Consider the following 25,885-nt stretch of genomic DNA (forward strand, 5'->3'; position numbering starts at 1 on the left):
CACATTTTGTATATTGCAATCAAGCAATTTATCATAAATCAGCAAAAAAGCCAAATTAATTAGCCCAATCCGCTTGGCTGCGATATTGGCTAAAAGATTGGGCAAATCCGCCAAATTATCGCTAACGCTAACTGTCTGGATCGTCTGGGTGATTCCATAGGGATAATTGCCGATTGCCTTGATACCACACGCTGTCCAGATAAGCTTCATAAGCATAGCGAAACAGTACATTAAGCACCGCTGAAGCAGGCAGGGCGATGAGCATACCCACAAACCCAAACAATGACGCACCAGCCAACACCGAAAAAATCACCCAAAGTGGCGACAACCCAATTTTATCGCCCAACAAAAACGGCTGCAATACATAACCTTCGGCAACTTGCCCAACCATAAACGCCCCAAAAATCAAGCCAAGATGCACCCAATCTAGCCCAAACTGGAACAGCCCTGCAATCAAGGCGGAGATGATGCCCACGCCAAAGCCCAAATACGGCACAAAGCTGGCAATGCCTGCGGTGATGCCGATAATCAAGCCCAATTGTAAGCCAATCAACTGCAGCTGTACCGCATAAATCACGCCAAGCAGCAGCATCACCAAAAACTGACCTTTGGCAAAGTTCATCAATGCTTCGTGGCAGTCTTTGGTGATTTGTACGACTTTTTTGGTATAAGGTTTGGGGACGGCACTTTGCCAAGTTTTTAGTCGCTTATCCCACCCAATCAAAAAATAAAAAGTCAAAATCGGCACCATCACCCCTAGGCTGATGTTATTGACTGCACTTAAACCTGAGCTAAACACTTGTTTAATCACACCTTGAGCATCGGCGACTTGGTAGTTATTTTGAAAATAAGCGATGATCGAATTGGAGATTAAATTAATATCCAAGGGCAAAAGCTCGCTGTCGGTACGCTGAGCAATCCACACACGCCCTGTGTCATTATACCAGCTGATGATTTGTGGCAGTGACTCCCACAGTAGCTGCAGCTGCTCCCATAGCATTGGCACCAGCCAAATCATCAGAGCAACGGCAAACACAAAGCAGCTGATATACACCACCAAAATCGCCAAAATTCTCGGCATGATTTTGGATAGCTTGCCAACCAAAGGGTTAAGAAAATACGCCAAAATAAATGCCGCCACAAAAGGCATGATGACACCTTTCATCAAAAACAGCGTATAAAGAAACAGGCTTAACGCCGCCAAAATGAACAGACGGCGAAAAAACGGATCAAGTCTGGGTGGGTAACTCATGTTTGCTACTATCTACCAAAAATTTAGCGACAATTTAGCGATCAATGCCATTGCCAATTTATCACCATTTTATCATCAATTTACCGCCCAATTTGGAGATTTATCACGCATCATTGATTAATAATAATTTATCATTAAAAACATAAATAAATCATCAATAAAGCATGAAAATCTGCCACAGGCGTTCATTGGCCAATTTAAAATGTCAATACAGAACAATGATGGATAATCTAAAAGGGTTTATTATAGGGGGTTTTTGGGCAATTTTCATGGTTTTTTTTTTCGATATTGTTACACTTTTTTTTGGGATAATTGGTATTCATTAATATAAAGAGTAGAAAAATGCAAAAATGCGGTAAATTTGGGTCAATTTGTCAGCTTTTTGACAAAAGCCATCTTTAACTGTCTTAAAACACAGCTATTAAACAAAATAAATTGCAGGCTGGCTGATATTTTTGGTTAAAGTTTGGTATAATTGACTTTTATTCACCATTTTGAACTTTTTGGTACTTTTAGACGAATAGACGAAGGGTAAATCATGACTCAGCAAACTTCATTGAGCTATAAGGACGCAGGCGTTGATATCGATGCAGGCGAAGCACTGGTTTCACGCATCAAATCGGTGGCAAAAGCGACCAGTCGCCCAGAAGTGATGGGTGGTTTGGGTGGTTTCGGGGCGTTGTGCCGCATTCCAACAGGGTACAAATCGCCATTGTTGGTATCAGGCACTGATGGTGTAGGTACAAAATTAAAACTTGCCCTACAACTCAATCGCCATGAGACCATCGGTCAGGATTTGGTGGCGATGTGTGTCAATGACTTGCTGGTGTGTGGTGCTGAGCCGCTGTTTTTCTTAGATTACTATGCCACAGGCAAACTCGATGTCGATACAGCGGCGACGGTGATTGCAGGGATTGGCGATGGCTGTCAGCTGGCAAATTGTGCCTTGATTGGCGGCGAAACTGCCGAAATGCCGGGCATGTACCAAGATGAAGATTATGATTTGGCAGGGTTTTGTGTTGGCGTGGTTGAAGAGTCTGAAGTCATCACAGGCGACAATGTCCAAAAAGGCGATGTGCTGATTGCTTTGGCATCAAGTGGTGCGCATTCTAATGGCTATTCGCTCATTCGCAAAGTGATTGAAGTTACAGGCTTCGATGTCGCCACTGAGCAGCTGGACGGTCAGCCGTTGGCAGATGCGTTGATGGCACCGACACGCATTTATGTCAAATCGGTCAATGCACTACAAAAATCATTGGGTAATGCCAACATTCATGCGATGGCACACATTACAGGTGGCGGCTTGACCGAAAACTTGCCACGAGTGCTACCAGAGCATTTGGCAGCCCAGATTGACACAAGCAGCTGGCAGTTGCCAAGCGTCTTTCAATGGCTACAAAAAGGCGGCAACATTGACACGCTGGAGATGTACCGCACCTTTAACTGTGGCGTGGGCTTTATTTTGGTCGTGCCAGCGGATAAAGCAGAGCAAGCCATCAGCGAGCTGACCGCCAGCGGTGAGCAAGTGTGGCAAATCGGCGAAATCGTTGAGCGTAGCGACAAAGCAGTGGTGTATGCCTGATGAGTAGCACACCCCTAAAAATTGCCGTTTTGGTGTCAGGCAGCGGCTCAAACTTGCAGGTGATGATTGATGCCATGCAGGCAGGTACTTTGCCGATTCAGATTATCGGTGTCATCAGTAACCGTGAAGATGCCTATGCTGTCACTCGTGCCACAACTGCCAATATCCCAACGGCTGTGCTGTCGTATACCGCCAGTGGCAAACGCATGAGCATTGCTACCTTCGAAAAACACGCCTTGGAACAAATCCGTGCTTGGTCGCCAGATTTGGTGGTGCTGGCAGGATTTATGCGAGTGCTGTCGGCTGAGTTTATCCATGCCGTGCCGTGTGCGATGATTAACCTGCACCCGTCGCTTTTGCCAGATTATAAGGGACTGGATACGCACGCCAGAGTGCTGCGTTCAGGCGATAGATATCACGGCTGCAGCGTGCATCTGGTAACGCCAGAGCTGGACGCAGGGCAGGTGCTGACGCAGGCGTGGCTTGCGGTCAATGCGAGCGATACCGCCGCATCGCTGGCTGGCCGTGTCCAAAAACTGGAGCATCAACTGGTGCCACATACGCTGTCATTAATCGCCAAAGGCGTGCTAAATCTTGAGCAGGTACAAGCGGGGCAGGTTGGTGGCTTTGTGCCATTGCCGTATCGGTTGTGGTTGGATTGATTGTCATTGCTCAAAAAGCACCGCCTAAATTCAAGCGGTGCTTTTTATATTGTTTATAACTAATTTAACTCCCGAAATTCTCCATCAATCACTTCTCCTTGCTTTTTCCACTCATTAAATGCTCGCTGTCTATCATCTTCGGTTTGTTTTTGTTTGCCCAAGTCTTCTACGGCTTTTTTGAGTTCAAAATACCCTTGAAAGAAAGCAGGTATAAACTGATCGCCATCAATAAATTTCAATAATTCCGCTTGCTGGCTTTGTAGGTCATTTTTAAAATCAATAATTGCTTGCTGAAATTTTTCTTCTTCTTGTGCTTTTTGATAGCTGTCCCACGCTTCCATCAAAGGACCTAATGCAGCAAAAGCAACATTAAGCTTATCGGCAAATTTAATCGCACCATAGGGCTTAAATTTCATTGCCTTGGATAAATCAAGCCCTAGCATACCACCCACACCTCTAATACCATCTCTAGCAGCAATCACCATTGTGTTATTTATCTTAATATTTTTAATGAGATGATTGACGCCTTGTTTCATCATTTGGCTGGCTGTGCTGTCAATACGATCCAGTTCGGCATTAAACTTAATCATTTGATTATTAAGATTAGATGTAATGCCTGCTGTTTCGTTGGAAAATATCTGCTGAATATTGCTATCCATAACAGCACCTTCTTTGCCGATTTCGGTATTAAAGAAATTTTGAGCGGTCTGCAAACCCAAACCATTCACTTGCATTAATAAGTCAGCAAAGTATCCATTGAGTTGAGTTTTAATTTGACCACGAGCATGATTGATGCGTTTGCTCAATTGTTCCAATTCACCATTTTGCATGATAAATGCATGACTCAACTCCTGCGTTATTTTGCTCATTTCCTTGTTTTTTTGTTCAATTTTTGGAATTTCTTGCAAAATAATATCGCTAAAAATTGTCTTTTTGGTTTCATTGGCAATTTGGTTAATGCCGCCATTGTATTCCACAATTGCTTTAGTGGCTGATTGTAATGTACCAATGTGCGATAACTGTTCAAACTCTTGTGGATTTTGTAGCCAGTACTCAATCCCTTCGTCAAAAGGGTTGGCAGATACGCCGACAATGCTCAGTTGATTCACTTGCTCTGGTGATAAGTTTAAAAAATCTTTTAATCTTTCCTTAACATTATCTTGTTTGATTTTTAGGTAGTATTGATATTCTCGCTCATCTTCCACATCAGCCACTTCATCAAAGCGACTTAATACAAAAACGGTACGATCCAATAAATTCAGTTCTTTGAATAACCAAATCAAATCTTCTTTGTGGCTTTCTTTGATGGGGTTTTTTGAATTCATTACATATAGGACGATATGAGCTTCGCTGACATATTTTTTGGTAATGTCTTTGTATTTTTCAATTTGATGCTCATCATTTTCTTGTGTTTTAAATCCGTACAGGCCCGGTGTGTCAATTAACACGCATTCATTATCAATATCATATACAGTAACTTCATTAGAAGACTCGGCAGCACTGATTTTCATTGATGTCTTGTCCAATTTGCCCAGCCAAGCTGCGGCAATGGAAGTTTTCCCTTCAGAAAATCCACCGATTAAAGCGATTTTTAGTTTTTCATCGGCTTGTTTGTTGATATTTTCTAATTTGGCGTACATTTCTTTTGGTAAATGCAAGCCAAATTCGCTGCCTTGTTTGATAAATGAATTAAGTTTGTTCAATAAAGCAATCAAATGTTGTTGCTTGTCTTGATAGGCTTTGATGGTATCAGTCATAAAAAACTCCAATTTAACTTTTGATTTTTGACTTTGATTTAAGCGTAAGCGATGTCGGCAGAAATTTTATCCAAAGAGCGAATGGTTTTTGCCAAATCTTCATTTAGCACAGAAATCGGCTTGGTGATTTCATTCAAATCAATTAAGATTTTTTGTTTGTTCTCATTCATTTTTTGGGCAAGTTCAGACAAGCTGTTATTTATTTCTGATTTTAGGGCATCAGTGATTTTTGGTAAATTACTATCCACATTTTTGCGTTGCTGTTCTTTTTTATAGTCGGAATCAAAAAATCCCCAAACCGCCTTTGCAAATGCAATGGCTAACCCACTAACAGTTGCTGCAATGGCAAACCAGCCCACAGGATTCCACCACATGGTGGCTAGGATACCAATACCTACCCCAAATAGCTGTTTTGTATTGATGCCATTGTCAATATTAAATTTTAGCTCTACACCAGAATTATTCAGCTGGCTATATTGTTGGTAGTCTTTGCTTAATTCATTAATATTTCTTAATAAATCTTTTTGTGATTTTTGGGTATTTTCTTCCAATTTTTTGGCATATTCATCAATACTGGTTTTGATGTCTTGTTCAAAAACTTGAATTTCAGATTGCACAATATTATCAAAATGTCGTTTAAAATCATCATTATCGATATCATTGTTAATCTTCTTATAAATCTGACTGCGGATTTTTTGAATACAGTTATTGATGGCACTGTTGGATGCACCGCCCAGCTGTATTTCAAATTCGTCAAAGTAGCCTTTGATGGATTGCTGTGCCAGTTGCACTTGTTTTATCAAATCTTGTGCAAAATCATCATAAGTTTGGTGAATCTTGGTCAGTTCTTCTGTGTGTTTTTTAACCAGCACTTGAACTTTATTAAAATTACTCTTTTTGATTTTGGCAGGCACATCACCAACAATATCATTTTTTAATTTTTGGTTTAAGGTTTCCAGTTCAGAGAATTGATATAAGCCACCACGACTGTGTTTGTCTAAAAATTTCTGTTGTTGATTGTATGCAATAAATAAAGGTTCATTATCCCCTTCATTAAAGTGTTTTAGGCAATCAATGTCTGAAAAAGGCAAAATACAAGTGACTTGAGAATAGAATGCAGGCAATCCTGCCAAGACCATCAAACCACGATAATGTTCGCCCAGAGTTTCTTTTAATATTTCTTCCAAACCGTTTAATGATTGCTTTTCATCATTGCCTTTGATGAGCTGGTTATTGAGCCGACCTGGGTTTGTGATTTGCTTATTATAAATTGCCCATACTTCAGTTTGGTCGTTCAGATAGGTTTTGATGCGTTCTAGCGTACCTTCATTTGGCGGAGTACCTTTATTGGTCACATAAAAAACCGCATGAGCTTTTTGTACAGATTTGCTGATTTCATCTTTTACCTGTTTTTCATTACCTTCAATGCCTGGCACATCAATCATGGCGATAGGGTACTGGTTAATCTCAAATTGATAACTGGTATTATTACGAGTAAAATCATTGTGACCATTACCAATAATTTGACCATCTAAATAAGGCTTGAGCTGCTCTTTTTTGCGATCAAATTCATCAAACCATTGTTGCAGCGTTTGCTTGTTTTGCTCATAGGATTTGGCATTGTCATCAATGGTTTGTAGTTCAGAGTGTTGTTTGGTGGCAAGTGCATCTTTTTGTTGTGATATTGGGGATAATTCGTCATCTTTTTGGCGTTGCAGCACTGATGTTTTGTCGTCTTTTGTGTGTTCCAATGCTTTTAATTCATCGGATAAGGTTGCCAGCTCTTTTTGCTCATCAAGTTTAATAAAATAATAAATAATTTTTAAAAACCAAGACATATTGGCTTTTATGTCTTTGATTTTTTCTTTTAAATGGTCAATCTTGGTTTGGTAATTGCCTACGGTAAGCTGATATTCTTGCTGGGCGGCGTGTATTTGGCTGTCCCATTTTTGGGCAATGTTCAGCTCTTGCTGAGTTAATAAATTCAATTCGTCAGCATATTGTTGTTCAATGCGTGATTTTTGTTCATTGATTAAATTTAATTTTTCTTCAATGCTTTTTAATTCGTCTTCCATTTGGTAGAATTTTTCGGCAGAAATATCCAATTTATTGGCGATTTCTTGAAATTTTCTTTGTTGCTCTGCTTTTGTAGGCTCGTTTAGCAAGATACGCAAAGTTTCAATAATGGTGGATTTGCCCGCATTTGTTTCACCAAAAAAGGCAATCTGAAATCTTTTCCATTCGGCATTGTTTTCCAAATCATGAACAGATAGCCCAATATCTGCTTGTAGCTTTTTGATAATTTGATAAGCTTGCTGATTGTCAAGTTGCTCTTTTTGAGCATGAAGGTTTTGAGCATTAATACTTTGAATATTAAGATTGCTATTTTCCAAGTCTTGAATTCGATCGGCTAATTTACCAACTTCTTGATTGATAAACTGATAAATATCCTTTGGATTGTTAAAATAATGCATGAAATATCCTTGATTTGGTTACAAATAATCACTGTAATTATACAATTCCCCCCCCCCCATGATTTCAAACATTTTTTATGCGTGTGCTGTATTTTTTATTTTCATTTTTATTTTGCGATGGTTAAGATGATGGTTAAAATGGCGGATTGATTATAGTTTTTGATAAATATTAAATATGTTTTTATTTATAATAATTAATATCTTAAAAAAATTAGTGTGATTTTATCCAAAAACACAAAAAAAACCTATTTTTTTGAAAAAAATTCAAATTTTTGCAAATAAATGCTTGCAATCATAAAAATTTTGAGTATAATGTGCATCACATTAGCGATATGGCATACCGTATCCGACTAGGAAAGATAAATGGGTCGTTAGCTCAGTTGGTAGAGCAGTTGACTTTTAATCAATTGGTCGCAGGTTCGAATCCTGCACGACCCACCATTTATCCTAGAGTTCGCTAAGGGTCGTTAGCTCAGTTGGTAGAGCAGTTGACTTTTAATCAATTGGTCGCAGGTTCGAATCCTGCACGACCCACCACATTCCCCAATAGCTCAGTCGGTAGAGCATCGGACTGTTAATCCGTGTGTCCCTGGTTCGAGCCCAGGTTGGGGAGCCAAATTCAAAAACACCCTTAGTAAATTACTAAGGGTGTTTTTTATGCTCAATGCGTAAATGCTTGTGCCAACTGTTTGGGTTTTTGATTTGCTTTTTGTTGGCATAAAAATAAGCAATCAACTGCCAAATTGATTGCTTATGGTTGATGGTCAAAAATCAGTTGCGGCTCAAGGCATCGATGGGGTTTAATTTGGCGGCATTTTTGGCAGGTAAAAAACCAAAAATCACGCCAATAAGCGTTGAGCAAATAAAGGCAGCCACAATCGATAAGGGCGAATAAACCACCACAAAATCTTCACCACCAAAGCGGTTAATCAGCCCGCCAATGCCAAAAGCCAACGCCACGCCCAGCACACCACCCAAAATACACACCAGCACCGCTTCAATCAAAAACTGCTGCATAATATCACCTTGGCGAGCACCGACCGCCATGCGTACGCCGATTTCGTTGGTGCGTTCGGTAACAGAAACCAGCATGATGTTCATCACGCCGATGCCACCAACAATCAAAGAAATGATGGCAATCGATGAGATGAGCAGCGTCAAGGCGTTGGTGGTGGATTGGACAGTTTGGCGAATTGAATCGGTATTAAAAATATCAAAATCGTCCGTGCCATGCCGTGCCTGAATCAGATCTCTGATGGCGGTTTCGGCAATTTTTGAAGGTGTGGTTTCATCAATCAGCACCACAAAGCGGTCAATATAACTGGTACCAAGCATACGATGCATGACGGTGGTGTAGGGCATATACAGCTGCGGCGTGTTATTTTGACGACCAAAATTGGTGGTCTTATCCGACAACACGCCCACCACTTGCCCGGGGACATTGCCCACTATAATCACTTCGCCAATAGGATTGCCTTCACCATTAAAAAAGGTCTTATAGGCGTTATTATCGATAATGATGTCTTGGGTGAGCTGGCTGATGCTGTTTTTGTCAAAGCTGTTACCCATCGCCAGCGTCTCGCCAGTAACTTTTAGATAATCTTCACCGACGCCATTGATGCTGGCGGTGGTTTCGACATTTTTATAGCGAGTGCTGACGCTGCTATCCACTAAGGGGCTGACGCTTTTGGCATAAGGCTGTGCTGCCACGGCATCGGCATCGGCGGTGGTGAGATTGTCATGCCCAAAGCGGCGGCGTGGATCGCCAAACGGATAGCCGTCCAGTACGGTGATGGTGTTTGTGCCTAGTTGACTGATGTCGGCTAGGATTTTTTGTTGTGAGCCTTGCCCCAGCCCCACGATGGACACCACCGAAGCGATGCCGATGATGATGCCCAGCATGGTCAAAAGCGTCCGCATTTTGTGGGCTTTCATGGCGTATAGCGACATTTTAAAGGCTTCTTGCAAGCGGTCAAAAAAGCCAAACAGGGCGTTTTTGTGGCTGATGGGCTGGCGAGTGGGCAGATTATCAATGTGTTGGCGTGCGTGCGGCGTGTAGTAATCGCTGATGATGCGGCCATCTTTTAGCTCAATCACTCGCTCGGCTTCACTGGCAAGCTTAGGATCGTGCGTTACCATAATGATGGTATGCCCTTGCTGTTTTAGCCTGTGCAAAATTTTCATCACTTCAACGCCTGATTGGCTGTCCAAGGCTCCTGTTGGCTCATCGGCCAGAATAATATCACCGCCATTCATCAAGGCTCGTGCGATAGAAACACGCTGCTGCTGACCGCCAGAGAGCTGATTGGGGTGATTGTGCAATTTATCCGCCAGACCTAGGGCTGTCAGTAGCTCACAAGCTCGCTGCTTGCGTGCCTTGGTATCCATGCCAGCATAGACAGCAGGTACGGTAACATTGTCTTGGGCATCGATATCGCCCAGCAGATGATAACGCTGAAAAATAAAACCAAAATGCTCACGGCGTAACTTGGCAAGCTCTTGGGTGTCCATCTCATCAACCGAACGCCCAAAAATGGCATAATGCCCACCGCTGGCTTTGTCCAAGCAGCCCAAGATATTCATCAAAGTGGATTTGCCAGAGCCAGATTGTCCGATGATGGCGACCATTTCGCCTTGATACAGTGTCAGATTGATGTCGTGCAAAATGCGGATTTTGTCATCGCCAGCAGGAAAATCACGCACCAAATTTACCACTTCAATCAGCGGCGTTTTGGTGGTGGGAGTTGTTGTTGTCATGATTTGTCCTTAGGCAGTATTATTGCACCATCATTGGGGTGTTGCCATGAGCTTCACCAATAACGATAACATCGCCTTTTTTAAGCCCCTTTAGCACTTGGGCATTGACACGGTTATTGATGCCAACGCTAATCTCAACAGGCTTGGCAAAGCCGTCTTCGCCGATGACACGCACGGTGGTTTTGCCGTGTTGTGTCTCAATGGCAGATGATGGGATAATTAGGGCGTTTTTGGCTTGGTCAATGATGATATTGACCTGTGCCGTCATGTCGATGCGAAATTTGCCTTCATTATTATCGACATTCAGATAGCCGATATAATACACCGCTGCATTGGTGCTGCTTGAGCTGCTGATGCTCTCAGGTGCAGGCTCAATGCCCGCCAAAACAGCATCGTACTGCTGCTCAGGATTGCCGATGATGTTAAATCGCACGGGCAGATTTGGGTGGATATTGACCACATCGGCTTCGGAGATTTGGGCATTAATCCGCACACGGCTAAGATCGGCAAGCGTTACGATGGTGGGGGCGGATTGGTTGGCATTGACGGTTGTGCCTTGTTTTTGGGTGATGGATACGACCGTACCGTCCATCGGTGCACGAATGGTGGTGTAATTGAGATCTTCTTGGGCGGTAACGACATCATTTTGGGCTTTGGTGATGGCGGCTTGTTGGCTTGTGATGGCAAGCTTGGCATTTTTGACGGCGGTCAAGGCGTTTTGGTGGCTGGCCTGAGCAGCGTCCAATGCCGCTTGGGCAACCGCTACTTTGGTGCGTGCTTCTTCGTATTCTTCGCGGCTGATGGCATCAATCTCAATCAAACCTTGTAGCCGTTCAAGGCTTTGGCGAGCTCGAGCCAGCTCAGCCTTTCGGCTCTCAACGGCAGCGGCGGCACTGCTGACTTCGCCTTGTCTGCTTGCCAAATCGCCCTTGGCTTGATTTAGGCTGGCGTTGGCTTGATTGAGTGTGGCTTGGGCATTTGAGACCACATTTTTTTGCCCAACTTGGCTAATTTGGGCGATGATGTCGCCTTTTTTGACAAAATCGCCAATATCCACAGACAGCTTGACAATCTCACCTGACACCTGCGCACCGACATCGACCGTTTCGATGGCTTTGATTTTGCCAGATGCCATCACGGTGTTTTCGATGTCGCCAGTTTCGACCGTGGTGGTGAGATATTCTGGCGGCGTGGCAGGCGGATTGAGTTTTTTGTAAATCAATATTCCAGCAGCCACCACCACGATGGCGGCGACAATCCACTTAATCAGTGGGCGAAAACGCAAAGGTTTTTTGGCAACAGGCTTGGCGATAGACATAGTTTTTCCAAATAAAATGGCAAAATTATTTTAAAATACTTAAAAATCAGTAAATGAAATTAGCAAATTTAAAAAGCTGCGTGAGATTGTTTGATAACATCGTCAATGATAACAAGATTTATTCAATGAATAGGGCGGCTTTTGTGATATTTTGTAACAAAATCGTGTGTTTTTGTAAATTGGCGGTGGCTTGCAGAATTTTAAAATGAGCTTTTAAAATCAACTTTTAAATCAATTTTTAAAATTGGCTTGTAAAACCGCTAAATCAATTGCTAAATCAAACATCAATAACGCCAAATTAACTGCCAAATTAATCATCAGCACCGCCAAATCAATACTGAATTAACAGTTAAATTAATAAAAAAATTTATCAAAATTTATAATGATTTGTCATCATGCATCATGATTTTTGTCATTAACACAACCAATTTGCCAAAAAAACCACCAAGCCTACAAAACCTACAAAATCTACAAAACCGCCACGCCACACATCAGCAGTGCCGCACGCTCAAGCAGCCGCCACGGATTTTCATTGCTTAAACCTTTGATGGCTTTGTCGATTTCGTAGCCGATGGCCAGCAGTTCGGCAAGTGCCTGTGGCTGGATACGGCGTGATAGGGCTTGATAGGCAGCAACTTTATTACGCCAAATACCAAGCGTTGTTGGGTCTTGGGCGTTTTTTATGCCAGCGATGGCGTGAATGTCTCGTAATATCGCCCACAGCACGATACTGGCGGCGGTGTCGGTGTTTTTGAGATGATGAATGATTTTGATGGCGGCGGTGGCGTTATGGCTGATGATGGCATCGGATAAGTCAAATACGCTAAAACTGCCACCATCGACCAACAAAGTCATCAGTGTCGGCACATCGATGGTGTTGCCGTCATTGTGGGTGTAGGACAGCCGCCACAGGGCCTGATAGGCGTTTAGTAAATCATGCTCGGTATGGCTCATCAGCACCTGCCAAGCGTCTGCCGTGAGTGTCAGGTTGAGTTGTTTTGCCTTGTCGGTGAGCAGCTCACGGCGGACACGCTCATTGGCGATATTGCCATCGATAATCAGCCCTTGATTGTCAAATAATTTAAAGGCTTTACTGGCTTGTGCTTTTTTGTCTTGTTTGGGCAGTAGCCACAGCAGATGGTGCTGGCTGTTGCCTGCTTTGGCATCGTCAGCAAAGCGTGCCAGCTCGTTTGCGGTGGCATCGTCCAGTTTTTGTTTGCCAGTGATGATGATGGCGGTGGATTCTGCAAATAAAGATAAGGTGGACAGTTCGTTGATGACTTCTTGCCAGCTTTTGGCGGCGGTCAGCTCGATGCGTTTGATGATTTGGTGATGCTCTTGCCAACTGGGCCGGCAGGCATCGACAAGCCACTGCAACACCAATGGCTCATCACTGTGTGCCAGCCATAGCCCAGTGATAGAGCTGGGCTTTTGTAGAAGTGATTGGCTAACTGCCAAAAACGGCTTGTGCATATCACTGGCTCGCAGATTGGCTACCAAGTGCGTAATACTGCTCGGCAATGCGGTGTGCCAAGCTGTCTTGTAGCCAGATTTTGGCTTGTTCGCCTTGTTGATCGCTGGTGGTAACGCTGGCTTCATTATGCTGATAGCTGCGTTCGGTCTGAACCGTGCGGACGATGGTCTGTCCGTTGATTTGATAACCGACATCGGCAGTTAGCACCAAGCGGATTTCGGTCAAAACCCCAAGCAAGCGATATTCACGATAACGCAAATTATTCACACGGATTTGGTTGGGGGCATCGGCGGCGGTTGCCACGCCAATCTGTGCCAACTGCGTGCTAAGTCGTGGCTTAAAGGCATAAGCCACGGCATTATTGTCAGTGATAAGATTTACCTGACTGTACGCTGGTGCCAGCTGTATGCTGTTATCGCTGATGCCACGCAGTCCAAAGCCGCACGCACTCAGCGACAGCACGCCGATGGCTAACAGACCGCTTAGTAATAAATTTTTGATTTGCATTAAGCACCTGCCACCACAAAGCTGATCAGTTTATTTGGCACGACGATTTGTTTTTTGATTTCGCCAGTTAGGAATTTGGCGACGCCTTCGATGGCCTTGGCTTCAGCGATGAGCGTGTCGTTGTCCGTGCCAGCAGCGACTTCCATTTTGCCACGCACTTTACCATTGACCTGCACCACCATGGTGATGGTGTCATTAACCAAGGCAGCTTCATCAAGCACAGGGAATTTGGCGGTGCGAGCATCGATGCCAATGGCTTCAAGCAAATATTCGCCAACATGCGGTGCATACAGCGACAGCAGGGTCAATAGGGCGATGATGGCTTCATGACGCACGGCAAGGTCGCAAGGTTGCTCGACTTTAAAGTTGGCAATCTCATTACAAAGCTCCATCAGGCTAGACACAGGCGTGTTCAGTGCCAAATGCTCGCCTAGGCTGACATCGATTTTGGCGATGGTTTCGTGCGTTTTGCGGCGTAAGTCTTTGGCAGGCTTGGATAGGTTGGTTTTATCCAGTGCCAAATTATCAGCCGCCACGCCTTCGATGGCAGCCAGATGCTCATGCACGGTACGCCATACTTTTTTGACAAAATTGTGCGGGCCTTTTAAGGCACTGTCTGACCATTCTAGCGTCTGATCAGCAGGGGCGGTAAATAGCGTGTACAAGCGAACCGTGTCTGCTCCGTATTGCTCGATAATCTGCTGCGGATCGACGCCGTTGTTTTTTGATTTACTCATTTTTTCGATTTTGCCGATGATGACTGGCTGACCGTCCGCCTTGAGCGTCGCCCCAGCCACTTCTGTGCCATTCATCACCAAATCAATCTCATGTGGGAAATAGTACGACTTGCTGCCGTCGGCATTTTCACGGTAATAAGTGCCTGCCAGTACCATGCCTTGAGCCAAAAGATTGGCAAATGGCTCATCGCCACCAACTAAGCCTTCATCTCGCATGACCTTATGGAAAAAGCGAGCATACAGCAGGTGCAGTACGGCGTGTTCGACACCGCCAACATATTGATCGACAGGCAGCCATTTGTCGGCGGCGTGGCGTTCGATCATTTGTGAATCGTCGTGTGGGCTGGCAAAACGCTGGGCATACCAGCTGGATTCGACAAAGGTATCAAAAGTATCGGTTTCACGCTCGGCAGGCTGACCGCATTTTGGGCAAGTGGTGTGCAAAAATTCAGGCATATTTTTTAGCGGATTGCCACGGCCATCTGGAATGACATCGGTCGGCAACACCACTGGCAAATCCGCTTCGTCCACAGGTACAGTACCGCAGTATTCGCAGTTCACCATCGGAATCGGACAGCCCCAATAACGCTGACGGCTCACGCCCCAATCTCGCAGGCGATACTGAATGGTGGATTTGCCCAAGCCTTTTTCGCTGACGATTTCGTCAATTTTGGCACTGGCATCGACAAATGACAGACCGTCCAGCACGCCAGAGTTGATACAAAAACCTGTTTTGTCGCCATACCATTCTTGCCATTGCTTGTCATCGTATTGACCTTGTTTGTCTTGAAAATCAATGACTTGCTTGATGGGCAGTTGGTATTTATTGGCAAATTCAAAATCACGCTCATCGTGTGCTGGCACGCCCATCACCGCCCCTGAGCCATAGCTCATCAGCACATAGTTGGCAACCCAAACAGGCACATTTTCGCCAGTGATTGGGTGCTTGGCAAATAGGTTGGTCGCCATGCCGACTTTTTCGGCTTTGGCTAGGTCTGCTTCGGCAACTGAGCCTTGTTTGCATTCGGCACAAAATTCAGCAATCGCTGAGTTTTGCTTGGCGGCGTATTGAGCCAGTGGGTGTTCGGCGGCAACTGCCAAATAACTGACACCCATGATGGTATCAGGGCGAGTGGTAAAGACACGCAGCACATCATCACGACCGTCCAACGAGTAAGCAAAATCCAGCTCCATGCCTTGGCTTTTGCCAATCCAGTTATGTTGCATTGACAGCACTTGTTTTGGCCAATGACCTTCTAGCGTTTTTAGATCGTCAAGCAATTCGTCAGCATAATCGGTAATTTTAAAATAATACATCGGAATATCACGCTTTTCGACAATCGCCCCAGAACGCCAGCCACGACCATCAACGACTTGCTCATTTGCCAGCACAGTGTTATCCACAGGATCCCAATTGACGGTGGCAAGTTTTTTATAGACCAAGCCTTTTTTATAAAGCTGCAAAAACAGCCACTGCTCCCAGCGGTAATATTCAGGCGTACAGGTGGCAAATTCACGAGACCAATCGATTGACAGACCCAATGCCTTTAGTTGCTCACGCATGTTGGCGATATTTTCAAAAGTCCACTTGGCAGGGGCGACAGCATTGGCGATGGCGGCATTTTCGGCAGGCAGACCAAAAGCGTCCCAGCCCATCGGTTGCATGACATCATAACCTTTTTGGCGATAGTAGCGACTTAGCACATCGGTGATGGCATAGTTACGCACATGACCCATATGCAGCTTGCCGCTTGGGTAAGGGAACATCGACAGCATATAGCGGGTTGGTTTGTCGGTGGTGTCGTTTGTTGTGTGATAGCGTTTATCACTTTCCCATTGGGCTTGTAATTTTTGCTCAATTGCTGAAAAATCGTAGTTTTCTGAAGAAATTTGGCTCATGTTGCTATCCAAAATAAGATGAAAAATAAGAAAAAATAAGCATATAAACAGGTTATTATACCTAAAATCCGTGCCAATTTGCTATAATTTAGCAAATTTAACCAAAAATCTTTTATATATTGGGAGTTTGATGATGGCAATCACCGTTTATGGCATCAAAAATTGCAACACCATGAAAAAAGCCTTTGATAAACTTGGGCAAATGGGCGTGGCGTATGAGTTTTTTGATTATAAAAAACAAGTGCTAAGTGCTGAGCAGTTTGCACAATTTGTGGCGATTTTTGGCGAAAAAGTGATCAATAAACAAGGCACAACTTACCGCAAACTTGACGATGACCAAAAGGCGATGATTGCCAAACTTGGCACGGCAGACGATTTGACCGCAGTGCATGACATTGTTAAAGCCAACCAAAGCGTGTTAAAACGCCCAATTATCCTAGGTGGCAGCGAGCCAGTGCTAGGCTTTGATGATGAATTTTATCAAACGGTGTTTGGGTAAGGGGTGTTACATGAAAGTTCAAAATTTTTTCAAATCAACAACAGTCGTTGTTTTTACTACAATTTTGTTATCATTTTTGTCAGTGCTGCCATCAGCTCATGCTGATACTTTAAAATTAGGGCTTAACCCAGGCAATTCCGCTTTTGAAAATACTAGCGATCTACCCAAGCCTGTTTATCTTGGCATGGCAACCTTGGCAAACGGTGTGCGAGTGCCGGCTTATCAGGTTTTTGATCAAGATATGGATATGGTTTATGGACCGTCCAGTCTTTATATTGACAAAAAACTGGACGCAGCTTACAAAACGCAAGTGGCGGTGTATTATTTTCATTATCAATGGTTTTTGATACCCAAAAATTGGCGATTAATTTCTGCCAATATTGGTATGGGTGGTAGAGCTTGGATTGTCTTTGCACCACCCAAAGGACAAAAGGGGTATTTTCAATGGTGGATAAATTACGGTGGCTGTGAGCGTTGTGTATTAAGCTTTGCAAGTTATTTTTTTAAGCAGGCAGATATACTAAATCAGCGTGAGTACGGTGCCAAATCGCGATATTTGGACATTTCACCAAAAATTTCTTTTGTATCTTTGGATCGCTATACAAAAGCGTGGCGAGCCACTGTTGAAGGTCAGCAGGTGGATGGCGTTGCTTATTTTAATCCAGATGAAGATCTGTTTGCGATGGATGTTTCTGTCAGTCTGCCCAAGGCACAGCGAAAATTGGCAACCCCAATATTAAATTGGCGGCTGATAAAATAAGAGTAATTTTGAGTTTGGTAAAATTGGCAAAACTTCAAACCCAAGTAATAATTACCTAAGCCAACACCCAGCACCTTGCCTATATTTTTTTTAAAACCGCTGATTTTTATCAAAATTTAATTCATATGATGATAAATGTAAAATGATACAAATCAGCGGTAAAATGGCAAAATTTTGGCAAATCCACTCAAGCACGCAGGCGAGCTTGCCCAATCCAATGTTGACAAAATTGATAGGCAATGCGTCCTGATCGGCCGCCACGAGTGCTGGCCCATGTCAGAGCTTCAGCCTGCGCCATGCCGTCAAATGGCAAATCCGCTTTGGTCAATAAATGCTGCACAATCTGCAAATACAGCGGCTGATTCATCGGCAAAAACGACAGCCACAGCCCAAATCTGTCCGACAGAGAAACAGTCTCGTCAATGGTTTCATAGGGATTGACTTCATCGGTCTGTCCGTTGTAGATATTGACATTGTCCTTCATCAGCTGGGGTAGCAGATGGCGGCGGTTGCTGGTGGCATAGACGAGCAGTTGGCTGCTTTCGCTGTCTAACGCACCGTCCAGCACGCTTTTTAGGGTGCGGTAATTTTCATCTTGAGTATTAAACGCCAAATCATCGCAATAGACGATATAGCGGTTTTGGTTGCCAGCTTGATAAGATGCCTTGATGGCGGTGCGGATTTTATCGAGGTGCAACAAATCATCACGAGCCACTTCGATAATACGCAAGCCTTGATGGTGATACGCCTTGAGCAAGGCACGAATCAGCGACGATTTGCCAGCACCCCGAGAGCCAGTCATCAGCACATGGTTGGCAGGCAGTTTGGCGAGAAATTGTTCGGTATTGGCAATCAGTTTGGCTTTTTGGGTATCGATACCAAGCAAATCCGCCAAATCGCCACCAAAACTGACATCAATCGGCACCAGCCGCCCAGTAAGACCACCAACCCAGCGATACGCCAGCACATCAGGATCAATGCTGATGGCTTGGCTGGTGTGTTCGTGCAAATATTGAGTGAGTAGCTCAATGAGCGTGTCGGGCAGCTGCATGATAAATCCTTATAAAGCGATGATTTTGTAAAAAGGTGGTTTTGGGCAGTTATTTAAAGACAAATACCATAATCGCCCAATTATAACACCAAATGGATACCATAACAAAACTACCCAAATTTGGCAAATTTAATAGATTTGACAGATTGGGCGATGCGGTTGGTTTTTTTAATTCTCAAATAAAAACCAAATCCCCTTGGTAAAATAAAACAAGGGGATTTGGTTGGTTTGTTAAATGATTAAAATCGGTAAAATCCGCTTAGAACACCAATTCGGCACTGAATTTAAAATTACGCTCAGGGGCATAAAAACGCTCAATGCCTGTGCCATCACGACCGATTAAATTGCTCGTGCCAAATGAGCGGATAGAGCGTGCCGATTCCCAAGTGAGATATTTTTCGTTGGTCAGATTGTACACGCCAGCTTGCAGAGTGAGATTTTTGGTTGGCTTGACATAAGCGGTCAAGTCCACCAAAGCGTGCGAATTGCTCCGCCATTTGGCATGGCTGTTGTCGGCGTTTTCTTCTTTCCAAAAGATATTATAAGTGTCTTTATCTTTTTTGGCAGCGATATGGCTTAGGTACAAATTACCGCCAAATCGCTTGTTTTTGCTGTCATAGCCGATACCAAATACCGAAGCGTCTGGCTGAATGGCATTCATCGGAATGCTGCCATCTGCCAAGCCTTTTTGGTGCGTGTATTTATAGCTGACATTCAAGCCTGCCAGTGCTGGCGACAAAGCACCGATATCCAGCCGAGAGTTAATCTCAAAGCCATCAACTTTGGCTTTTTGGCGGTTGATGCTTTGATACAGCGGATAATTGCGAGAGCTGGCAGTGCCGCCGTACAAGTTTTTCAAATCTTTATTACCAAGATACTGAAAATCAATAAAATCATCATAATCCGTGCGGAACACGCTGCCAGTGATAAAGCCAGCTTGACCGTGCAAGGTCAAAGCCAGTTCTTTGGTTTTGGCAAGTTCTGGTTTTAGCCCAACATTTGGCAGCACGGTAATATCTGGGTGCTGGAAGGTAAAGTACATCTCATCGACAGTCGGCATTCTAAAGCCTTGGGCGTATTTGGCTTGTAGGCGTAGATGGCTAAAGGCATCAAAAGTCGTCGCCAGTGAATACGAATGCTGATTGTGCTTGCGATTTTGGGATAAAAAGGCGATATTTTCGGCAGGGTTATTGGCGACAGCTTGCTTATAGGCTTTATCCGCTTCTTCCCAAGCAGCCTTATCTGCTAAGTATTTTGGATCGCTGTAACCTGAATAATTCCACCATTTGGGTTCATCGCCATGCGTGGCTTTGGGCAGGGCGATAAATAAGCCTTTGACCATATCGTCAGGGATTTTGGCGGTTTGACCTGCGACATATTTGGGTTGATATTTGATTTGGTTGTAGCGATAGCCGACATCGACACTGACTTTATCGCCAAGGGTTAGATGATTGCTAAAGTACAAGCTGCTGTCTTTGGTTTTGACAGGAATTAGGAATGAAAATTTATCTTCGGTTGGGCAGACAACTGGTGATGGATATTCAAAGTCGTCTTTGGCTTCTTGGCACGATGCATAAGGCTTGCCTGTTGAACGATTTAGCCCCAGATATTGCTTTGTCCACCACTGCGGATCTCGCCCGCTGACGCCAGCGGTGTTGACCATGGATTTTTCGGTTTCGCTATATGAGATGCCATAACCAAGCTGATGGGTAACTTTGCCAGTGGTGAGATATTTTTTCAAATCCAAATCCAGCTGCTTGGTATCGGTGTTCAGATCTCGATCGCTGTAATAATTGGTCAAGTAACCCAAAGTGTTCGGTATGGCATAGCTGTCTTGGTAGCTTGCTTTGTCAAAATTGGCAAAACGCTTGCCCTGACTGTCGGTAACAATATTGGCATCTTTAAAGTCAAACTTGGCATTGTTGTAATGATGCTCAAAGTTTTCGGCATCGTACTCATCTTTATTGGCAGTAATTGAGCCATTACAGTCAAATACTGAGCAATCAAACCAAATTTCTCGCAGTCTTTTGGGGGTGTAATGGTCTGTATGCTCTTTGCCATCAATCACCAGCGTGTGAGTGTAGGCATCTGTTTTGTTGAAAGTGGCAGCTTTGCCGTTTTTGTCCACCAGCTGATTATTGACGATGTGTAAACCCAGTGGATTGGCGACGCTGTTGCATTGCTCGTTGCCATCGCAGTAGTCGTCAGTGCGTGCTTTGGTGGTGATTTTTTGGTTAGAAAATGAGATTTTGGCACTGTCCCAAAGAGCATTGGCGGCTGTGTTTTCATAAGCGATACCAAAAGTGCGGCGTTTGCTTTTGTCGTTTGTGTGGCGTAGATCTTCTTCTAGCGGATTGTAATAAGCGGAATATTTGAGTGTATAAGAAAAATCATGCCCTTGGTTTGTGCGTTCTGTATTATCGCTTATGATGGTGAAGCGATGATTGTCGTTGGGTGAGAAAGAGATTTTGGCAAGTGTGCTGTCTTGCTTGATGTCATAAGGATCGGCTTTTTTGCGTTCTCTGCCTTGCACTCGTTCGTCATACTGGTCGTAGCCATAATTTTTTAGCTCATGACCATCACGGCGTGTGGCGACCACCAGAGCATCAAATTTCCCCAGTCGTCCTGCCAAGGTTAGGCTGTTTACTTTTTGTTCATCAGCACTGGCGTAGCCTGTTTTGTAGCCGATATGCCAGTCTTTATCCAGCAGATAATCTCGTGCGTCTTTGGTCTTAAAGACCACCGCACCACCCAACGCACCGTTGCCTGACGCCACCGAATCAGCACCTTTTTTGATGACGGCACTTTGTAAGTTTTCGATTTCGACACCGTTGCGAGTGTTGTTAAAATTGCCATAGCCTTCAAATAACTCTTTAAAGCCTTGCGATGACAGGGTTTCGGCTTGGCGTAGTCCATCGATGCTGATTGCCACACGGTTTTCGTCCACGCCACGCACCGAGTAGCCACTGGCACCAAAACGGCCAGTTTCGACGACGCTGACGCCAGTTTCATGCCGCACCAAATCACGACTATCGGACACCATCTGCTCTGAGAGTTCTTTGGCGGATTTGCTGATTTGGGAAGTGGATTGTTTTTGTGGCGTGTTATTGGGATTGACGCCGATCACTTGCATGGTCGGCAGCTGCACGGTAGGCAGGGCATCGGCATCATCGCTGTCATCGGCATAGGCGGCCATGGATTGCATGGCACATAAGATGCAGACGGATAACGCATGATAGCGAAAGTGGGTTTTTTGCTTCATAAGTAACACCTTGGGTATTGATAATGCGTTGCTTATGATAATGATTATTGTTTATTTTGTCAAGTTATGTAAAATTGTCTATATTTTATTTACAATATGTATCTAAACCAGCAATATTTTTATCTTTTTGTAATCATTTTTTATATAAATAATCATTATTATCATATGATATGGTAAATCATTCGCTTTTATGCTTGATTCCACAAATAAAAAAGAGCGTATTTTTACGCTCTTTTGTTGGTGGTGGTTGGTTTTTTTTGGCTTGCTTAAATGGCTCAAATGATTTCAACGGCTAAAATTGGCAAAATCTTCCCAAGTGTTTTAATCATTTAAATAAATCATTCAAACCGCTTGAAATTTACCATAGCCAAAATCGGTAATGAATGCTGCGTCTAAAGTTCTTTGGCGGCAAAAGTATCGCACTGGTTGATGTCGCCAGATTCAAATCCACGATAAAACCAACGCTGACGCTGCTGGCTGGTACCATGAGTAAAGCTGTCTGGCACGGCATGACCATGGGCTTTGTGCTGCAGATAGTCGTCGCCGATTTTTTCGGCAGCATCAAGGGCTTCTTCGATGTCGCCTGCACTCAAAAACTGCGTGCGTTCTTGGTTATGTCTTGCCCACAGCCCAGCAAAACAGTCGGCTTGCAGCTCTTGGCGTACCGACAGATGGTTGGCGGTGGCGGTGTTTGCTTGTGCTTGAGCTTGGCGTACTTGCGATGAAATGCCAAGCAAAGTCTGTACATGGTGGCCGACTTCGTGAGCGATGACATAGGCTTGGGCGAAGTCGCCTGCTTGGTCGTGGCTGGATAATTGGCTGTCGTTACGCTCGCCTGTGATGCCCAGCTGCGTCCGCATATCACGGAAAAACTGCGTGTCCAGATACACCTTCAGATCGGCAGGGCAATAAAACGGCCCGCTGGCGGCACTTGCCAAGCCACAAGCCGACTGCACCGAGCCACTAAACAGCACAAGGCTTGGCGGCTGATAATTTTTACCCATACTGGCAAAAATCGGCGTCCAAACATCTTCGGTATCTGCCAAAACGGTGGCGACAAATTGATACGATTCGTCCGAGCCGTCGTCGTGCTTGGCAGGCGTGTCGGTTTGGGCGGTTTGGATTTGCTGAGTAACGCCCAGCGTGGTTTCAGGACTGATGCCAAACACTTGCCACAAAATCAGGGCAATAATCAGCCCAAAAATACTGATACCGCCGACTTTTTTGCCACTGCCACCGCTGCGTCTGTCTTCGATATTGCTACTTTGTCTGCGTCCACGCCATTGCATAATTCACCTTTTGCGTTGATGATTGATTGTTTTACATTGTTTTAACTTACTTGAAATTGCTTTCATCTAAATTGTTCTGATGGTATTTAAACTTGCGATATTTAAATTTCAGTAAATTTTAAAAACACTTAAATTCATTTACCAATTTGTCAATTTATTAAATTGTCAAATTGTCAAATCGCCAAATGATTTTGCCAAATTTTTGATAAATCTGGGTAAATTGGGATAAATTTGGATAAAATTTTTGGCTTATTATACGCAATTTATCCGCAATTTGCCCCAATAATCACCCAAAAATCTGCCATCGTTACGATATTTTACATTTTATATTGCTGGGATTTTGAGATTTATTAAATGGGCAAATTGCCAAGCTATTAAATTGGTCAATGAGTAAATGATTAAACGCCAAATCGGCTGACTTGGTAGACGGCGGTCAAGTTGCATTTTTGCTGGCATCAGCGTATCATGGCGAGCAGGGCGTTTTTGGTGGATTGGATAAACTTATCAAGCATTTCAAGAATAAATCAGCCAAGCCAATAAGTTGATAATCGATTGATAAATTGACAAAATGGCAAGTTGGCAAATGTATCAACCGATGGTAATTAACCACCAGCCACCACAAATTCACGCCCACCATTTTCATATTTAATAAATTTAATCAATTAACCAAAAGGAAATGATGATGGCAACATTAGATTCAGTGATTGTTGAGCATAACCCAAACGCCAAGCCGATTCGCCATGCGGTGATTTGGCTACACGGCTTGGGGGCGAGTGGCCATGATTTTGAGCCGATTGTACCTGAGTTGGGTTTGTCTGCTGATGCGGCGGTGCGGTTTATTTTTCCGCACGCACCAAAGATGCCAGTAACGATCAATGGCGGCTATGTCATGCCAGCGTGGTATGATATTTTGGAGATGAGTTTGGAGCGTAAGGTTGATGTCGCCCAAATCGCCCAATCCAGCCAGCTTATCAATCAAATCATCGATGAGCAAATCGCTCAAGGCATCGACAGCCAAAATATCATCATCGCTGGCTTTTCGCAAGGCGGAGCGGTGGCGTATCATACGGTACTGACGGCAGAGCGTCCGCTGGGTGGCTTGTTGGCGTTGTCCACTTATTTTGCCACTGCCGAGCATATCAGCCATGCAGGGATTAACCAAAACATTGCCGTCAAAATCGATCATGGGGATTTTGATGATGTCGTGCCAAAGGTTTTGGGCGTGCGTGCCAAGCAAAGCCTTGAGAATTTGGGATTAAAGCCAACTTTGAGCAATTATCCGATGGCTCATCAAGTTTGTCTGGCTCAGATCAAAAATATCGGCTTTTGGCTTAATGGCTTACTTGCCGATTGATGGTAAAATTTTGATAACAATTTGCTATCAAAATTTACTGGCAACAATTGGCTTGCAACAATTTACTATAAAAATTCACTGGCAACAATTGACCACCAAATCATCAACCCAATCAACCAAAAAACACCGCCCAATTGAGCGGTGTTTTGGTGAGATAAATACCATTTGGCGATTTGTCCATTTGCCTGTTATGACAATCTGTGGCATCGATTAATTTTAAATTTGGCTAAAATTAAGATTTGTTTTGATTGTCAGCATAGATGGCCGCTTGTAGCCAGATGTTGGCTTGGATATAATCTTGCACGGCGATGGCGTCAGTTACTGGCGTGGTCGGCGTGGCGATACGCACCACAAAAGGATCGGTATCAGGCTCACGCAAAATCACCACATCAAACAAGGTAATCGGCTGATCAAAAAATGTGGTCGCCGATTTGCCTAGCACTTGACCTTGGCACCATGCTTCGTCTTCTTGCCCAAAAGTATCGCCGTACAGATAAGCACACATATGCCCAAGGTTAATCTCAACAGGGGCGAAGGGCTTGCCGTCTTGGTGGTCGTCAGGCAGCCAATGGCGAATCTGCTCATCGATATCATCAGGGATTTTGCCGTCATTTTTGGCGACAATGTCATTAAAGGCACGATGATGGCGAATGGCTTCTTGGTCATCGATGGTAATGGTCTCATCTTGGCGGCTTGGCTCGATGTGATACGCCCATGCACTAAAATTGACAAAATACTGTCTTGGCGTGCGATAGTCAGTGCGATTAATCGCATACAGCTGATCGAAGGCGTAAATTGTCGCTCCATCAGGTGTCGATAAGCACAAAATGGCATCAGAAGTGGCATCACAGCGGATAATCCGCTCAATCTGACAAGTCAAACCATAGGGACTATTGACCGCAGGAAAGGCATTGATAAAGGCTTGTGGCTGACCGTCTTTGATGGTGAGAATTTGCTTAATGTGGCAAGTGTCGTTACTGGCTAGCAGTAGTTTGGCGTTGTTGGTGCTGTTTTGGGCGGATAGACCTTGTGGCAAAGTGGCACGATCCAGCATTTGTTGCAGCCAGTTTGGCACATCGTGGGCAATGTCATCGGTCAAAATCGCCCAATGATCGCCGTGGCTGGCATTTTCATCACAGGGCAAATCCACCTTCATTGGCGGCGTTTCTGGATTGTATTGATAACGAAAAGTCTGATTGCTCATAATCATTACTCATGGATAACTGCTACCCTAAATGGGGATAGGTGATA

The 25,885-nt window shown here is 44.1% G+C and carries 17 protein-coding genes and 3 tRNA genes; 8 read left to right on the forward strand and 12 right to left on the reverse strand.

Translation table 11 applies throughout. The features are described 5' to 3' along the window. Positions 1-127: 127 nt before the first annotated feature. A complete protein-coding gene (locus ACFBZI_RS06410) occupies positions 128-1,252 on the reverse strand; it encodes an AI-2E family transporter (protein WP_375715562.1) in 1,125 nt (374 codons plus the stop codon). 538 nt (positions 1,253-1,790) lie between these two features. Between ACFBZI_RS06410 and purM the strand changes: the two genes are divergently transcribed. Together purM and purN are read left to right on the forward strand one after the other, a co-directional pair. After that, positions 1,791-2,834 carry a phosphoribosylformylglycinamidine cyclo-ligase gene (purM, locus tag ACFBZI_RS06415; RefSeq protein ID WP_375715563.1) on the forward strand — a complete coding sequence of 348 codons (1,044 nt, stop codon included), beginning with the start codon at positions 1,791-1,793 and terminating at the stop codon, positions 2,832-2,834. Further along, a complete protein-coding gene (gene purN, locus ACFBZI_RS06420) occupies positions 2,834-3,496 on the forward strand; it encodes a phosphoribosylglycinamide formyltransferase (RefSeq protein WP_375715564.1) in 663 nt (220 codons plus the stop codon). The genes purM and purN overlap by 1 nt, the downstream gene beginning before the upstream one ends. A gap of 59 nt (positions 3,497-3,555) precedes the next feature. Here purN and ACFBZI_RS06425 read toward each other — a convergent pair whose 3' ends face one another. Both ACFBZI_RS06425 and ACFBZI_RS06430 read right to left on the reverse strand, forming a co-directional pair. Next, positions 3,556-5,253 (reverse strand): LeoA/HP0731 family dynamin-like GTPase, encoded by a 1,698-nt coding sequence (locus ACFBZI_RS06425; RefSeq protein ID WP_375715565.1) that lies wholly within the window; start codon positions 5,251-5,253, stop codon positions 3,556-3,558. Positions 5,254-5,291: 38 nt separating this feature from the next. After that, positions 5,292-7,727, reverse strand: a complete 2,436-nt coding sequence (locus ACFBZI_RS06430) for a hypothetical protein (protein ID WP_375715566.1) — start codon at positions 7,725-7,727, stop codon at positions 5,292-5,294. Between the two features lie 365 nt (positions 7,728-8,092). On the opposite strand from ACFBZI_RS06430, the gene ACFBZI_RS06435 reads away from it, so the two are divergent. The 3 genes from ACFBZI_RS06435 to ACFBZI_RS06445 all read left to right on the forward strand — a co-directional run bounded on the left by ACFBZI_RS06435 (position 8,093) and on the right by ACFBZI_RS06445 (position 8,343). Continuing rightward, a tRNA-Lys gene (locus ACFBZI_RS06435) sits at positions 8,093-8,168 on the forward strand. A 20-nt stretch (positions 8,169-8,188) separates the two neighbouring features. Beyond that, positions 8,189-8,264: transfer RNA gene (locus tag ACFBZI_RS06440), tRNA-Lys, on the forward strand. 3 nt (positions 8,265-8,267) lie between these two features. Further along, positions 8,268-8,343 (forward strand) — tRNA-Asn (locus ACFBZI_RS06445). 155 nt (positions 8,344-8,498) lie between these two features. Here ACFBZI_RS06445 and ACFBZI_RS06450 read toward each other — a convergent pair. The 5 genes from ACFBZI_RS06450 to leuS all read right to left on the reverse strand — a co-directional run bounded on the left by ACFBZI_RS06450 (position 8,499) and on the right by leuS (position 16,419). Then, the gene (locus ACFBZI_RS06450) at positions 8,499-10,484 is read right to left on the reverse strand and encodes a MacB family efflux pump subunit (RefSeq protein WP_375715567.1); all 1,986 of its coding nucleotides are present in this window, start codon (positions 10,482-10,484) and stop codon (positions 8,499-8,501) included. A 19-nt stretch (positions 10,485-10,503) separates the two neighbouring features. Next, entirely contained in the window at positions 10,504-11,802 is a 1,299-nt protein-coding gene (locus tag ACFBZI_RS06455; RefSeq protein ID WP_375715568.1) for an efflux RND transporter periplasmic adaptor subunit, read from the reverse strand. A 468-nt stretch (positions 11,803-12,270) separates the two neighbouring features. After that, complete coding sequence (gene holA, locus ACFBZI_RS06460) at positions 12,271-13,323, reverse strand: DNA polymerase III subunit delta (RefSeq protein ID WP_375715569.1); 1,053 nt, start codon at positions 13,321-13,323, stop codon at positions 12,271-12,273. Continuing rightward, positions 13,277-13,783, reverse strand: a complete 507-nt coding sequence (locus ACFBZI_RS06465; RefSeq protein WP_375715570.1) for an LPS-assembly lipoprotein LptE — start codon at positions 13,781-13,783, stop codon at positions 13,277-13,279. Before ACFBZI_RS06465 ends, holA begins: the two co-directional genes overlap by 47 nt. Further along, positions 13,783-16,419: a leucine--tRNA ligase gene (leuS, locus tag ACFBZI_RS06470; protein WP_375715571.1), complete on the reverse strand. Its 2,637-nt coding sequence runs from the start codon at positions 16,417-16,419 to the stop codon at positions 13,783-13,785. Before leuS ends, ACFBZI_RS06465 begins: the two co-directional genes overlap by 1 nt. Before the next feature lie 133 nt (positions 16,420-16,552). Here leuS and ACFBZI_RS06475 point away from each other — a divergent pair, with 133 nt between their 5' ends. Continuing rightward, complete coding sequence (locus ACFBZI_RS06475; RefSeq protein ID WP_375715572.1) at positions 16,553-16,918, forward strand: ArsC/Spx/MgsR family protein; 366 nt, start codon at positions 16,553-16,555, stop codon at positions 16,916-16,918. A gap of 10 nt (positions 16,919-16,928) precedes the next feature. Then, a complete protein-coding gene (locus ACFBZI_RS06480; protein WP_375715573.1) occupies positions 16,929-17,678 on the forward strand; it encodes a DUF4850 domain-containing protein in 750 nt (249 codons plus the stop codon). A gap of 187 nt (positions 17,679-17,865) precedes the next feature. Here ACFBZI_RS06480 and ACFBZI_RS06485 read toward each other — a convergent pair whose 3' ends face one another. The 3 genes from ACFBZI_RS06485 to ypfJ form a co-directional block, all read right to left on the reverse strand. Next, entirely contained in the window at positions 17,866-18,729 is an 864-nt protein-coding gene (locus ACFBZI_RS06485) for an ATP-binding protein (RefSeq protein WP_375715574.1), read from the reverse strand. Positions 18,730-18,988: 259 nt separating this feature from the next. Then, a complete protein-coding gene (locus tag ACFBZI_RS06490; RefSeq protein WP_375715575.1) occupies positions 18,989-21,991 on the reverse strand; it encodes a TonB-dependent hemoglobin/transferrin/lactoferrin family receptor in 3,003 nt (1,000 codons plus the stop codon). A gap of 392 nt (positions 21,992-22,383) precedes the next feature. Further along, on the reverse strand, positions 22,384-23,280 hold the full coding sequence (gene ypfJ / locus ACFBZI_RS06495) for a KPN_02809 family neutral zinc metallopeptidase (RefSeq protein ID WP_375715576.1): 897 nt from the start codon (positions 23,278-23,280) through the stop codon (positions 22,384-22,386). A 682-nt stretch (positions 23,281-23,962) separates the two neighbouring features. On the opposite strand from ypfJ, the gene ACFBZI_RS06500 reads away from it, so the two are divergent. Continuing rightward, positions 23,963-24,634 carry an alpha/beta hydrolase gene (locus ACFBZI_RS06500; protein ID WP_375715577.1) on the forward strand — a complete coding sequence of 224 codons (672 nt, stop codon included), beginning with the start codon at positions 23,963-23,965 and terminating at the stop codon, positions 24,632-24,634. Positions 24,635-24,866: 232 nt separating this feature from the next. Here ACFBZI_RS06500 and ACFBZI_RS06505 read toward each other — a convergent pair whose 3' ends face one another. Further along, on the reverse strand, positions 24,867-25,838 hold the full coding sequence (locus ACFBZI_RS06505) for a hypothetical protein (RefSeq protein WP_375715578.1): 972 nt from the start codon (positions 25,836-25,838) through the stop codon (positions 24,867-24,869). Between the last annotated feature and the right edge of the window lie 47 nt (positions 25,839-25,885).

The sequence above is a fragment of the Moraxella marmotae genome (genome assembly GCF_042219885.1).
Taxonomy (GTDB): domain Bacteria; phylum Pseudomonadota; class Gammaproteobacteria; order Pseudomonadales; family Moraxellaceae; genus Moraxella; species Moraxella marmotae.

Excerpts from the sequence above, each read along its gene's own strand:
- ACFBZI_RS06410 (WP_375715562.1), bottom strand. The coding sequence starts at position 1,252 with ATGAGTTACCCACCCAGACTTGATCCGTTTTTTCGCCGTCTGTTCATT.
- purM (WP_375715563.1), top strand. The coding sequence starts at position 1,791 with ATGACTCAGCAAACTTCATTGAGCTATAAGGACGCAGGCGTTGATATC.
- purN (WP_375715564.1), top strand. The coding sequence starts at position 2,834 with ATGAGTAGCACACCCCTAAAAATTGCCGTTTTGGTGTCAGGCAGCGGC.
- ACFBZI_RS06425 (WP_375715565.1), bottom strand. The coding sequence starts at position 5,253 with ATGACTGATACCATCAAAGCCTATCAAGACAAGCAACAACATTTGATT.
- ACFBZI_RS06430 (WP_375715566.1), bottom strand. The coding sequence starts at position 7,727 with ATGCATTATTTTAACAATCCAAAGGATATTTATCAGTTTATCAATCAA.
- ACFBZI_RS06450 (WP_375715567.1), bottom strand. The coding sequence starts at position 10,484 with ATGACAACAACAACTCCCACCACCAAAACGCCGCTGATTGAAGTGGTA.
- ACFBZI_RS06455 (WP_375715568.1), bottom strand. The coding sequence starts at position 11,802 with ATGTCTATCGCCAAGCCTGTTGCCAAAAAACCTTTGCGTTTTCGCCCA.
- ACFBZI_RS06465 (WP_375715570.1), bottom strand. The coding sequence starts at position 13,783 with ATGCAAATCAAAAATTTATTACTAAGCGGTCTGTTAGCCATCGGCGTG.
- leuS (WP_375715571.1), bottom strand. The coding sequence starts at position 16,419 with ATGAGCCAAATTTCTTCAGAAAACTACGATTTTTCAGCAATTGAGCAA.
- ACFBZI_RS06475 (WP_375715572.1), top strand. The coding sequence starts at position 16,553 with ATGGCAATCACCGTTTATGGCATCAAAAATTGCAACACCATGAAAAAA.
- ACFBZI_RS06480 (WP_375715573.1), top strand. The coding sequence starts at position 16,929 with ATGAAAGTTCAAAATTTTTTCAAATCAACAACAGTCGTTGTTTTTACT.
- ACFBZI_RS06485 (WP_375715574.1), bottom strand. The coding sequence starts at position 18,729 with ATGCAGCTGCCCGACACGCTCATTGAGCTACTCACTCAATATTTGCAC.
- ACFBZI_RS06490 (WP_375715575.1), bottom strand. The coding sequence starts at position 21,991 with ATGAAGCAAAAAACCCACTTTCGCTATCATGCGTTATCCGTCTGCATC.
- ypfJ (WP_375715576.1), bottom strand. The coding sequence starts at position 23,280 with ATGCAATGGCGTGGACGCAGACAAAGTAGCAATATCGAAGACAGACGC.
- ACFBZI_RS06500 (WP_375715577.1), top strand. The coding sequence starts at position 23,963 with ATGGCAACATTAGATTCAGTGATTGTTGAGCATAACCCAAACGCCAAG.
- ACFBZI_RS06505 (WP_375715578.1), bottom strand. The coding sequence starts at position 25,838 with ATGAGCAATCAGACTTTTCGTTATCAATACAATCCAGAAACGCCGCCA.